General features: G+C 58.7%; 12 protein-coding genes. 6 read left to right on the plus strand and 6 right to left on the minus strand.

What is annotated here, in order from left to right:
- Window positions 1-45 precede the first annotated feature (45 nt).
- The 3 genes from QZ517_RS10340 to QZ517_RS10350 all read right to left on the minus strand — a co-directional run bounded on the left by QZ517_RS10340 (window position 46) and on the right by QZ517_RS10350 (window position 2113).
- Window positions 46-486 (minus strand): hypothetical protein, encoded by a 441-nt coding sequence (locus tag QZ517_RS10340; RefSeq protein ID WP_294226221.1) that lies wholly within the window; start codon window positions 484-486, stop codon window positions 46-48.
- The gene (locus QZ517_RS10345) at window positions 486-1040 is read right to left on the minus strand and encodes a hypothetical protein (protein ID WP_294226225.1); all 555 of its coding nucleotides are present in this window, start codon (window positions 1038-1040) and stop codon (window positions 486-488) included. Before QZ517_RS10345 ends, QZ517_RS10340 begins: the two co-directional genes overlap by 1 nt.
- A 116-nt stretch (window positions 1041-1156) precedes the next feature.
- Window positions 1157-2113: an aspartate carbamoyltransferase catalytic subunit gene (locus QZ517_RS10350; protein WP_294226229.1), complete on the minus strand. Its 957-nt coding sequence runs from the start codon at window positions 2111-2113 to the stop codon at window positions 1157-1159.
- Between the two features lie 126 nt (window positions 2114-2239).
- Here QZ517_RS10350 and QZ517_RS10355 point away from each other — a divergent pair, with 126 nt between their 5' ends.
- The 5 genes from QZ517_RS10355 (at window position 2240) to QZ517_RS10375 (ending at window position 9183) form a co-directional block, all read left to right on the plus strand.
- Window positions 2240-3031: a uracil-DNA glycosylase gene (locus QZ517_RS10355; protein ID WP_294226259.1), complete on the plus strand. Its 792-nt coding sequence runs from the start codon at window positions 2240-2242 to the stop codon at window positions 3029-3031.
- The gene (locus QZ517_RS10360; protein ID WP_294226232.1) at window positions 3028-3633 is read left to right on the plus strand and encodes a metallophosphoesterase; all 606 of its coding nucleotides are present in this window, start codon (window positions 3028-3030) and stop codon (window positions 3631-3633) included. Before QZ517_RS10355 ends, QZ517_RS10360 begins: the two co-directional genes overlap by 4 nt.
- A 9-nt stretch (window positions 3634-3642) precedes the next feature.
- Window positions 3643-4188, plus strand: a complete 546-nt coding sequence (gene moaB, locus QZ517_RS10365; protein ID WP_294226235.1) for a molybdenum cofactor biosynthesis protein B — start codon at window positions 3643-3645, stop codon at window positions 4186-4188.
- A gap of 138 nt (window positions 4189-4326) precedes the next feature.
- Window positions 4327-5781, plus strand: coding sequence for an efflux RND transporter periplasmic adaptor subunit (locus QZ517_RS10370; protein ID WP_294226238.1), 1455 nt, complete (start codon window positions 4327-4329; stop codon window positions 5779-5781).
- A 3-nt stretch (window positions 5782-5784) separates the two neighbouring features.
- Window positions 5785-9183, plus strand: coding sequence for an efflux RND transporter permease subunit (locus QZ517_RS10375; RefSeq protein WP_294226240.1), 3399 nt, complete (start codon window positions 5785-5787; stop codon window positions 9181-9183).
- On the opposite strand, the gene QZ517_RS10380 is transcribed toward QZ517_RS10375, so the two are convergent.
- Window positions 9175-9993, minus strand: a complete 819-nt coding sequence (locus QZ517_RS10380) for a protein-disulfide reductase DsbD domain-containing protein (RefSeq protein ID WP_294226244.1) — start codon at window positions 9991-9993, stop codon at window positions 9175-9177. The genes QZ517_RS10375 and QZ517_RS10380 overlap by 9 nt on opposite strands.
- A 151-nt stretch (window positions 9994-10144) precedes the next feature.
- Between QZ517_RS10380 and QZ517_RS10385 the strand changes: the two genes are divergently transcribed.
- Window positions 10145-10729, plus strand: coding sequence for a YqgE/AlgH family protein (locus tag QZ517_RS10385; RefSeq protein ID WP_294226247.1), 585 nt, complete (start codon window positions 10145-10147; stop codon window positions 10727-10729).
- On the opposite strand, the gene QZ517_RS10390 is transcribed toward QZ517_RS10385, so the two are convergent.
- Both QZ517_RS10390 and QZ517_RS10395 read right to left on the minus strand, forming a co-directional pair.
- The gene (locus QZ517_RS10390; RefSeq protein ID WP_294226250.1) at window positions 10726-11106 is read right to left on the minus strand and encodes a cupin; all 381 of its coding nucleotides are present in this window, start codon (window positions 11104-11106) and stop codon (window positions 10726-10728) included. The two genes, QZ517_RS10385 and QZ517_RS10390, sit on opposite strands and share 4 nt — an antisense overlap.
- 87 nt (window positions 11107-11193) lie before the next feature.
- Window positions 11194-11398, minus strand: a 205-nt coding sequence (locus QZ517_RS10395) for a Sua5 family C-terminal domain-containing protein (RefSeq protein WP_294226253.1), incomplete at its 5' end; no start/stop codon positions are given.

Genomic DNA, 11398 nt, shown 5'->3' on the forward strand with positions numbered 1-11398 from the left:
CTTGAGCCAAAGCTGGGCGTCTTTGGACGTGTCGGAATTGAGAGGTCAAGACGTCGCTCCATTCATCGTGCGTTCAATCGTGGCCATAGTCGCCTGCGGATCCGCTTGATATTTGATCAGGTGTTTGTCGCCGGTTTTTGTCACCACCTGCACAAAACTGCCCAGCTTGTTCAACTCAGCGATGTTGGAAAGCGAAATCGCACGCCCGCCAGGGCCAAGCAGGCGTTGGGTGGTCAAATCCCAGCGCACGGCCAACTCATCTGACATCAGGTAGCCCGCGCGGACCACCACAGCCGCCAGCCCACCCACAGCGCCGGTCCAGACATATGGATTTCCAACCGCCCACAAAATACCCATGCCCACGGCCATCGCGCCTGCCGCAATCCAGGTGTTGGTGCGAATGTAGTTGGCCCGCTCGCCTTGAAAGCTGTGCAATACAGCCTCGCCGTCCAAAAGCTCTGTAGTGGGTGTCAAAAGATCAGGCATCACAATATCCAGAAGATCAAAGCGCCCAGAACAAGGGCAATGAGCGGCAAGGCCAGAAGGGCCAGCAGTAAGGTCAGATGTGGGTTGGACGCCGGGGCGGGCTGCACTGTGCCGTGTGTTGGCGCGCGGCCTTTTGCGCTGGCATCAGGCAGTGGTTCAAAATGCACCGGCGCGCCGTCTTCTTTGTAGGTGCCAATCCAGCGCAGGGGTGATTTGGGGGTCAATGTCTGTACCACCCCATCAAAGGCGGCAGACAAAACAACCAGGATCCAGCCGTTTTGCGCACTCAATCGCGCCGCATCTTCGGCCACGTCCTTTTGCGCGATGCCAAGGCCTTCGACCATGTAATGGGTGAGCCCAAGCCCTTCGAGATCACTCACCGGAAACAACTCGATGAAGTCCTCATCCAGATAGGTGAAGCCTAGCGCCTCTTGTAAAGGCCACGACACCAATGTGCCATCCGCGCCGTGTTCTTGTGCGCGAAACGCATCAATCTCTTCAGATGGCACATCAACGGCAAACAGCCGCACCAAGCCACGTTCTGAAGAGGACACCTGCACGCGCCTTAGCCCCCGATCCAGACAACCAAGCCAACAAAGGCAAACATCACAATCAGGGCAACTGTCGCGACACGGCCACTCATTTTAGGGTCTTTGGGATCTTCCATGGTTTAGGCCTCCATCACTTGTTGGGCACGGGACTCGCGCAGATTTCGGGCCAGCAGGTCCATCGCCGCCATACGCACAGCCACGCCCATCTCAACCTGCTCCTGAATGACGGAGCGGTTGATGTCGTCGGCAATCTCGCCGTCAATTTCTACGCCGCGGTTCATTGGGCCAGGGTGCATCACGATGGCGTCGTCTTTGGCATGGGCCAGCTTGGCGGCGTCCAGACCATAGCGGTGATAATACTCGCGCTCCGATGGGATAAACCCGCCGTCCATACGCTCTTTCTGAAGCCGCAGCATCATCACCACGTCCACATCTTTGAGGCCTTCTTCCATGTCCTCATAGATCTCTGCACCAAACTCAGCAAAGTTGCCAGGCACCAGTGTCGGTGGCCCAATCAGGCGCACGCGGTTTTCCATCTTACCCAATAGGATCAGATTGGAGCGCGCCACACGGCTGTGGGCAATGTCGCCGCATATCGCGATGTTCAAGCGGTGCAAACGTCCCTTGGCGCGGCGGATAGTCAGTGCATCCAGCAAGGCTTGTGTCGGGTGCTCATGGCGTCCGTCACCCGCGTTCAGCACAGCGCAGTTCACTTTCTGCGCCAGCAGGTCCACAGCGCCGGAATGCGGGTGGCGCACCACCAGCAGATCGGGGTGCATCGCATTGAGCGTCATTGCCGTATCAATCAGCGTCTCGCCTTTTTTGATCGAACTGGCCTGCATCGCCATATTCATCACATCCGCGCCCAACCGCTTGCCTGCGATCTCAAAACTCGCCTGCGTGCGGGTGGAATTCTCAAAGAACATGTTGATCTGAGTAAGGCCGGTCAGCGCATCGGAATGCTTTTGCGCGCGGCGGTTCTGATCGACGTATTGATCTGCCAAATCCAAAATGGTTGTGATCTCGTCGGGCCTGAGCGGCTCGATCCCCAAAAGATGCTTGTGATCAAAGCGCATGTGCTGCTCCTTTTGCCGAGATTGGCCTGCTTATAAGTAGGCGGGCAGGGCGGGGCAAGCGCCGCTCTGCGTGATCAAAGACTTTGCGCTCTTTTGTCTGCGCGGTTGCCGGTCTACTCTGCGGCCATGGAATCGGCATTGGACTATCATACGGCGCGCGCCTTGCTGGAATGGCATGTGGAATTGGGCGCCACCGAAGCCATTCTGGATGCGCCTCTGGACCGCTATGAGGTGCCCAAAGAGGACCCCAAGAAAAAAGCCGCTGCTGCATTGCCGGTGGCACCCGCCGCGCCGGTGCGGATGCCTCAAATCGATCCAGTCGCCGAAGCGCAGAAAGCCGCCCAAGCCGCCAAAGATTTGGCCGCGTTGGAGCAGGCGATGGCGCAGTTTGACCATTGCACTCTGAAACGCGGCGCCCGCAACCTTGTCTTTGCAGATGGCAATCCGGCCGCGCGGGTGATGATCATTGGTGATGCACCAGACCGCGACGAAGACCGCGAGGGCAAGCCATTTGTGGGCCGCGCGGGCACATTGTTTGACAATATGTTTTCCGCCATCGACATGGGCCGTGATGTGCCGATGAGCAAAGACGCGCTCTATATTGCTTCCGTTGTGCCTTGGCGGGCGCAACGCGGCGGGGAGGTGCCCGCACCGGTTCTAAAAATGATGCGGCCTTTCTTGGAGCGCCATATCCAACTGGTGGCGCCAGACATCATTGTGTTGATGGGCAACGCCGCATTAGACTGTGTGACTGGAAAGCGTGGCATCACTCGCGCCCGTGGGCAGTGGCAAACCGCTTTTGACAAACCTGTACTGCCCATGATGAACCCCGCCGATTTGTTGCGTCGACCTGCTTTGAAACGGGAGGCCTGGGCAGACCTGCTGAGCCTAAAAGCCAAGCTGGAAGAGACCGCATGAAAATCCTCGCCTTCTCCGATCTGCACCGGGCAGCCCCTGCGGCCCGCCGCCTTGTCGAGATGAGCCAGGATGCGGATTTGGTCATTGCGGCGGGGGATTTCACCAACCACCGCATAGACCTGCCCGGAGCCTTAGACTTGATCGCAGGCATCACTGCACCGATCATCATGGTCCCCGGCAACAACGAAAGCGAAGACGAACTGCGCGCCGCTGCGCCCGACAACGCAACCGTTTTGCACGGCGAGGCGACAACTTTCGAAGGCCTAAACATCTTCGGCCTCGGCTACGCCGTCCCGGTCACGCCGTTCAAAGACTGGTCCTGCGACATCGACGAACCCACCGCCGCCAAAATGCTGGCCGCCTGCGAAGCCGCTGACATTCTGATCAGCCACTCGCCACCCAAAGGCCACTTGGATGTGACGTCTACAGGTATGTCGCTTGGCTCGAAAGCGGTGCTTGAGGCAATTGAGCGCATTGCGCCACCGCTGGTCCTATGTGGACATATCCATGATTGTTGGGGTCAGTCGTCTCAGGTTGGCCCGTCCAAAGTTGTGAACCTCGGCCCCACCGGCATGTGGTTTGACATCGCGCCATCCGCCTAGGAGACTCCGATGGGTCGTATCGACGAAAGCAAATCCTTCATCCCAGTGAAAATCGCGATCCTGACGGTGAGCGACTCCCGCGAGATCGCCAATGATCGCTCCGGTGACACGTTGGTTGGCCGACTGGAATCGGCTGGTCACATCCTTGCGGACCGTAAAATCATCAAAGACGAACGCGTCGAGATCGCAGACCAACTGCGCACATGGTGTGCAGACAAGAACATCGACGTGATCATCTCCACCGGCGGCACCGGCCTCACCGGCCGCGACGTGACCGTCGAAGCCCACCGCGACGTTTATGAAAAAGAGATTGAGGCCTTTGGCACGGTCTTCACCATGGTCTCCATGCAGAAAATTGGCACCTCTTCGGTGCAATCTCGTGCCACGGGCGGTGTGTCCAATGGCACCTATCTCTTCGCGCTGCCGGGCAGCCCTGGGGCCTGTAAAGACGCCTGGGACGAGATCCTGAAGTATCAGCTCGACTACCGCCACATGCCCTGCAACTTTGTGGAAATCATGCCGCGGCTGGACGAGCATCTCAAGCGCAGCAAGTAATCTTGCACCTCCGCCAAAATTTTTGACAAAAAATGTGACGGAACGTTCGCTGACATCCGTATCACCTTTGCGTGCCTTGGCTTTTGGTTTGGGCAGGCGCATCATGCACAATACCACCGACGCTGGGAGGCAAGGCAGATGAGATTTTTGCGGCAAAGTCTGACGGGGCTGTTTTTGCTCTCTGCCACCGTGGCTTTGATCCTTTATGCGGGCAGCCTTGTGATGAACGCTGTTGAAGAGCGCATGGCCCAAGACAGCAAAGGCCCGCCCGCGCGCGAACGTGTCTTTACCGTGAATGTAAAAACCGCTGAGCCGGGCGCGGAAACACCGGAGTTGGTGGCGTTTGGTGAAGTGCAAAGCCGCCGCTCTTTGGAGGTGCGCGCCGCCGCCGCAGGCACCGTAATCTTCTTGTCTGAAAATTTTGAAGACGGCGCCAATGTTACCGCGGGCGAAGTGCTTGCCAAAATTGACCCCACCAAAGCCAGTTACGCGTTGGACCGCATCGCCGCGGATCTTCTGGATGCAGAGGCAGAACAACGGGATGCGGACCGCACGCTGATCTTGGCGCAGGACGAGTTGAAATCCGCCGAAGCGCAGCTGGGCTTGCGCCAAAAGGCCTTTGACCGCCAGATGGATCTGCAAGATCGCGGCGTCGGGACGGCAGCCTCTGTGGAGGTTGCCGAATTGGCGCAAGCTGCCGCACGTCAGGCCGTGCTCTCCAATCGCCGCGCCTTGGCGCAGGCCGAAGCGCGGGTGGATCAGGCCAAGACCCGCCTGGACCGCACCAAAATCCTTCTCGCCGAGGCTCAGAAAGACCTCGACGACACCGTGATCACGGCGGACTTCTCTGGCACGCTGTCTGAGGTGAACATTGTACAAGGTGGGCTTGTTTCGATGAACGAGCGCCTCGCCACTCTGATTGATGCCGAAGCGCTTGAGGTTGTGTTCCGGGTGTCCACCACGCAGTACGCCCGGCTGTTAGATGACAACAGCCAGTTGCATCATGCGGAAATCACCGTGTCTATGGATGTGCTTGGTGCGGATTTGACCGCCACAGGCGTCATCACACGGGACGCCGCCGCCGTGGGTGAGGGCCAAACAGGCCGCGTGCTCTATGCCCGCCTCGATGGACCACGTGGTCTCAAACCCGGAGATTTTGTCACTGTACGGGTGCGGGAACCGGAACTGGAAGACGTGATCCGATTGCCGGCCACGGCGATCAATGCCGCCAGTGAAGTGCTTGTTGTGGGCGAAGGCAATCGCCTGGCCACGCAACAGGTGCGATTGGTGCGCCGCCAAGGAGACGACGTTTTGATCAGGGGCCGAGGTTTGGCTGGGCAATCTGTTGTGACCCGCCGCACGCCTTTGTTGGGTGAAGGCATCGCGGTGAAACCACTAACGGGCGAAGAGAAAATCCCCGACGCCCCCGCCATGATTGCGCTGAGTGACGAAGAACGGGCCAAGTTTGTCGCCGCGGTTGAAGCCAACGGGCGCATTCCCTCTGACGCCAAAAAGCGCATGTTGCAGGCGCTCAGCCAACCTGAGGTCCCCGTACGCATGGTGGAACGCCTCCGTAGCCGGATGGGGGGCTAAACCATGCGGGAGATCAGCGACCGCGCCAGCGGCATTCTGAGCTATTTCACCCGCCACGCCACCGCCGCAAACCTGCTTTTGGTGGTGCTGATCCTCGCGGGTATCGCTGCCATGCCCCGCATGCGGGCGCAGTTTTTCCCTGATGTTGTGATCGACAATGTGTCCGTGTCCATTGCTTGGGAAGGGGCAGGGGCCGAAGATGTGGACGCCGCCATTGTGCAGGTCATGGAACCGGCGCTTTTGGCTGTGGAAGGCGTGGAAAGCACAGCCTCTCGCTCCACCGAAGGCAGTGCCCGCATTACGCTTGATTTTGAGCCCGGCTGGGACATGGCACGCGCCACCGATGATGTGCAAGTGGCTGTGGACGGGGTGAACACCTTGCCGGCAGAGGCCGAAGATCCAACCGTGCGGCGTGGTGCTTGGCGCGACCGCGTGACCGATGTGGTGATCACTGGCCCCGTGGGCGTGAACCAGATTGCCCGCTTCGCTGATGAGTTTGTCACACGGCTTTATGCCGAAGGCGTGACCCGCACCACCATTCGTGGCTTGGCTGAACGGCAGACCATTGTGGAAGTGTCGTCCGTTGACCTGATCACGCATGACATCACCATGGAACAAATCGCGCAGGCCGTGGCGCAGGAGGTCAACGCAGACCCCGCAGGCGATGTGACCGGTGCCTTTGCCCGCGTGCGCACGGGTGTTGAGAAACGCGCGCCGGATGAGATTGCTGGTATTGCGTTGCGCTCTAATTCTGACGGCACCAAGCTGACGGTGGACGATGTGGCCACCGTGCGCGTCGAAGGCGTGGACCGCAACCGCACCTATTTTGTGGGCAACGATCCCGCCATGTCGATCCGTGTCGACCGAACTGATGCAGGCGACGCCATCGCCATGCAACGCGCCGTGGAAGAGGTGGCCGCAGAAATGCAGGCGACCTTGCCGCAAGGTGTGAAACTCGAGTTGATCCGCACCCGCGCGGAAGCCATCACCGGCCGTCTCAATCTGCTGATCGACAACGGGTTGATGGGGCTGGCGCTGGTGGTTGTGCTGCTGTTCCTGTTCCTCAACGCGCGCACAGCCTTCTGGGTGGCCGCAGGCATCCCGACAGCCATGTTTGCCGCCGTGGCGCTGATGTATGCCGCTGGCCTGACGATCAATATGATATCACTGTTTGGCCTGATCATCACACTGGGCATCGTCGTTGATGACGCCATTGTGGTCGGGGAACACGCTGACGCTCGCGCGCGCCGCCTGAATGAGCCGCCGTTTGTGGCGGCTGAAAACGCCGCCAAGCGCATGTCTTTGCCGGTGTTTTCCTCCACCATCACCACAGTGATCGCCTTTTTCGGTCTCACCGCCATTGGCGGGCGCTTTGGCGATTTGATTGCCGACATTCCCTTCACGGTGATTGTCGTGCTTCTGGCCTCACTGGTGGAGTGCTTCCTGATCCTGCCGCACCACATGGCCCATGCGATCAAAAACTCCGCCAAGGAACATTGGTACGATGTGCCTTCGCGCGTGGTGAACCGAGGTTTCCGCTGGGTCCGTGAAATCCTGTTTCGCCCCTTCATGCGGTTTGTGATTTGGGCGAGGTATCCAATGCTCGCGGTTGCCGTGGTGGCCTTGGCGACCCAAATGGCCTTGTTCATTGGAGGCGACGTGAAGTGGCGCTTTTTCAACGCGCCGGAACGGGGCTCTGTCACTGGCAACTTTGCCATGCTGCCAAGCGCCACCCGGGCTGACAGCCTCGCGATGATGAAAGAGATGCAGCGCGCCACCGAAGAACTTGGCAAAGAGTATGAGGCGCGTCACGGCCGCAACCCGCTGGACTATGTGATCGCCGAAATCGGCGGCAACTCCGGGCGTTCTCTGCCCGGCTCCGAAAGCCTTGATCCGGACCTGCTTGGCGGCATAGCCATCGAACTCATCGACGCCGACCTGCGCCCCTATTCCAGCTTTGCCTTTGTCGCTGAACTGCAAGACCGCGTGGCTCGCCATCCCTTGGTGGAAACTGTGAGTTTCCGTGGCTGGCGCTCCGGTCCCGGTGGTGACGCGTTGGACGTACAATTCTACGGAGCGGACAGCGAAACTCTCAAATCCGCCAGCGAAGCCTTAAAAACCGCTTTGGAAGAGTTTGGCGAGGTCTCTGCCGTTGAGGACAACCTCAGCTACGACAAAGAGGAGTTGATCCTAGAGTTGACCCCGCAAGGCCGCGCGCTGGGCTTCTCCATCGACGCGCTGGGCCGCGTGCTGCGCCACCGTCTCAACGGAATCGAAGCCGCAACTTACCCCGATGGTCCCCGCAGCGCCGCGATCCGCATTGAACTGCCCGAAGGCGAACTCACCGCAGACTTCCTCGAAGGCAGCCTGATGCGCACCCCCTCTGGGGCTTACGTCCCGCTGGCCGATGTGGTGACCGTGCAAAGCCGCACTGGATTCTCCACAGTGCGCCGTGAAAATGGCGTGCGATTGATCTCCGTCACCGGTGACATCAGTGAGGATGACCCTGCCCGCGCCGAAGCTATCCTTGAACAACTGCGTGACGACATCCTGCCCGCCATTGCCAGCGAAAAACAGGTTGAATGGCGCCTCGCGGGGCTGGCCGAGCAGGAAAATGATTTCCTCAACGATGCCCGCTCCGGCTTGATCTTGTGTCTGGCTGGCATCTACCTCGTGCTCGCTTGGGTGTTCTCCAGTTGGACCCGTCCCATGGTGGTGATGGCAATTATTCCGTTTGGCCTGGTGGGCACCATCTACGGCCACTGGTGGCATAACGTGCCGCTGTCGATGTTCACGGTGGTGGGCCTGCTGGGCATGACCGGCATCATCATCAACGACAGCATTGTGTTGATCACCACCATCGACGACTATGCCAAAGACCGCGGCGTGATCCCCTCGATCATTGACGGTGCTGCTGATCGTTTGCGACCTGTGTTCCTGACCACCGCCACCACCGTGCTGGGCCTTGCGCCTTTGCTGTTTGAACGCAGCGCTCAAGCGCAATTCCTCAAGCCCACCGTGATCACGCTGGTCTATGGCCTTGGATTTGGCATGTTCCTGGTGCTTCTGGTGGTGCCCGCTTTGGTGGCAATCCAGTACGACTTCACGCGTCAGATGCAGGCCTTACGCCGTGCACCACGGGCCAAAGGCATTCGCGCGGGTGTGGCGCTTTGTGCCGCTGTCATCGCGGCTTGGCTGGTGGCAACCTTTGGTTGGGTCTTGCTGAACGGAGAAATCCACCCATTTTTGGCGCAGACCGTTCTGCCATCTGACACGTTCAACAACACCTTCCCGGCCTTGCTGCTGTTCCTTGTGGGGGCGTGGTTGATTTCGTTTGGCGGTTATCTTGTTGGCGTCGCCTGGATGATTTTACGTGCTTGGCGAAAAATGGCCTCAGCCTGAACAGCCAACAATATCCACGGCATGGTTGGCGCCCAACACCGTGAACCGCAAGTCGGCACGGTTCACCATAAACGAACTGGCGTCCACATGCATCATCTCGGTTTCCGTGACCAGAGTTTTGCCAGACCGTTTGGTTTTGCCCTCGGCCACCCAGATGTGCGGGTCTGCAGTTTCCACCACAGCCACTTCTGTGCCGCCGGCGCTGGGCATATGTATGGTTGCCTTTAACGCAACTCCGTCTGATGTTGGTGACAGCTTACATGTCACTTTGCCCACGCCTGCCTCTCGGGCGGTCAGAGGTTGATCCACCAAGGCCGCTGCAATTTCTGCATCCCGTACCCCGCTTGGCGGCAGCTCCGCTTTCACCTTCAAACGCTGTGGCACACAGATGTCGCGGCACACGCCAATATCCAGCGTGGCTTTCAAACGCACCGGTTTGTCAGCATCCTTTGGGGAAATCTTTACCGGCAAAACCAATGCATCCGTATAGCCGATGGAGCGCATGCCGTTTTGATTGAACACAACGGGCGTCGGCCATTCCAGCGAAACACTGTCTAAGTTCCGCGATCCGTTCCATGTGATTTGTGGCGGAATGCCCGCATCCCCAGGCGCGCGCCAATAGGTCTTCCAACCTGGGTTCATCGTGACTTTCACAGCCGCCATATAGGTGCCGTCTGCATCGCGCCACCCTGGCAGGATTTCGGCCTGCACAACTTGATCAAAAGATTGGGCAATGGCCGTAGCGGGCACAAGGGCAGGGGCCATCAGCGCCGCAAGCGCCAGCGAGGGGAGGAGGGAACGTGTTGTCATAAGCAACACATGAGCCATTGGTCGCAAAAAACCAACTCACAATCCGATCAGATAATCGCGAGCGATTGAAACAGTTTGCTTACCTCTTGCGTCTAAGGTCAGGGGAACACATGTTGAAAGCAAGCGTCGACATTCAACGTATGAGGTCCCCTTGGACACGACACAAGACACTGAGACACAAATGGATTTGACCGGGCAACTGCTCATAGCCATGCCCGGCATGAGCGACCCACGCTTTGCCCATTCGGTGGTGTTCCTCTGTGCGCATTCGTCAGATGGGGCCATGGGGTTGATTGTGAACAAGGCGATTGATGGCGTGAACCTGTCTGATCTGTTTGATCAACTCTCCATCGAGCCAAAATCCCCTGAGGCCACATCAACGCTGCATTTTGGCGGTCCCGTGGAAACCGGGCGTGGCTTTGTGCTGCATTCTCCAGAATATAAGTCTGATCTGTCCAACCTGGAGGTTGGGGCGACTTTTGCGCTGACCACTACGCAGGACATCCTCGATGACATCGCGCAAGACTTGGGGCCGCATAAGGCACTGACCTTGTTGGGCTATAGCGGTTGGGGGCCGGGGCAGTTGGAAAACGAGATCGGCGACAATGGCTGGTTGATTGCGGATGCCACGGACCAGATTGTGTTTGATACAAGCAACTCAGACAAATGGGCCGAGGCCCTCAAAAGCATCGGGGTGGACCCGCTGACGCTCAGCTCTGCCGCCGGCCACGCCTAATCTTCGGAAAGCGCAATCACAAGAGCCACCGCCTCGCCATCGAGGGGGCGAGCGCCATGACCTTTGCCAGTTGTGTCTTCCATCAAAAGTCGGTCGCCGGGACCGAACACACGGGTGTCGCCTTGGCTGGTCCAACCTTCAACTTGCCCTTCCAGAAGAATAAACAGCTGCCGGCGCGGGGAAGGGTGGGCGGCGTCACTCCAATCTTTCGGAAACCGAAACCAAAAGCACTGAGATGTCTCAATGGGATCGGAAATATCCAAAGCCGGGGCTGGTGGGGCATACTGGATTGAGGACATGTCGAATGTGATGTCCTCAAAGTGACTCTCGCCAGAGCTGTCAGAGTATAGTCTGACGCACGCAACGGTTTCTGCCATGGCTACTCTCCCTGCATCCTGTACTTGAACTATTAGCCTTCAAGACTGACGTTGATCCGTCAAGCGCTGGGCACCGGCTTTGGGGTTTTAAGTCCCTCTGGGAGCAGCGGCACGCCGCAACCGGTCATTGATCGCACGCCCCAGTCCATGGTCTGGAATAGGCGACACGGCAATTGGGGCATCCCCGTCGGCATCCAATGCATGTAGGTGATGAAACAGATTGGCTGCGGCTTCGGGCAAATCGCCTGCGACACTTAGGTTCAGCGTTGCCCCTTCGACTTTGCCAAACCCC

It is taken from the genome of uncultured Shimia sp. (genome assembly GCF_913054185.1).
Lineage (GTDB): Bacteria > Pseudomonadota > Alphaproteobacteria > Rhodobacterales > Rhodobacteraceae > Shimia.

Excerpts from the sequence above, each read along its gene's own strand:
- QZ517_RS10340 (WP_294226221.1), bottom strand. The coding sequence starts at position 486 with ATGCCTGATCTTTTGACACCCACTACAGAGCTTTTGGACGGCGAGGCT.
- QZ517_RS10350 (WP_294226229.1), bottom strand. The coding sequence starts at position 2,113 with ATGCGCTTTGATCACAAGCATCTTTTGGGGATCGAGCCGCTCAGGCCC.
- QZ517_RS10355 (WP_294226259.1), top strand. The coding sequence starts at position 2,240 with ATGGAATCGGCATTGGACTATCATACGGCGCGCGCCTTGCTGGAATGG.
- QZ517_RS10360 (WP_294226232.1), top strand. The coding sequence starts at position 3,028 with ATGAAAATCCTCGCCTTCTCCGATCTGCACCGGGCAGCCCCTGCGGCC.
- moaB (WP_294226235.1), top strand. The coding sequence starts at position 3,643 with ATGGGTCGTATCGACGAAAGCAAATCCTTCATCCCAGTGAAAATCGCG.
- QZ517_RS10370 (WP_294226238.1), top strand. The coding sequence starts at position 4,327 with ATGAGATTTTTGCGGCAAAGTCTGACGGGGCTGTTTTTGCTCTCTGCC.
- QZ517_RS10375 (WP_294226240.1), top strand. The coding sequence starts at position 5,785 with ATGCGGGAGATCAGCGACCGCGCCAGCGGCATTCTGAGCTATTTCACC.
- QZ517_RS10380 (WP_294226244.1), bottom strand. The coding sequence starts at position 9,993 with ATGACAACACGTTCCCTCCTCCCCTCGCTGGCGCTTGCGGCGCTGATG.
- QZ517_RS10390 (WP_294226250.1), bottom strand. The coding sequence starts at position 11,106 with ATGGCAGAAACCGTTGCGTGCGTCAGACTATACTCTGACAGCTCTGGC.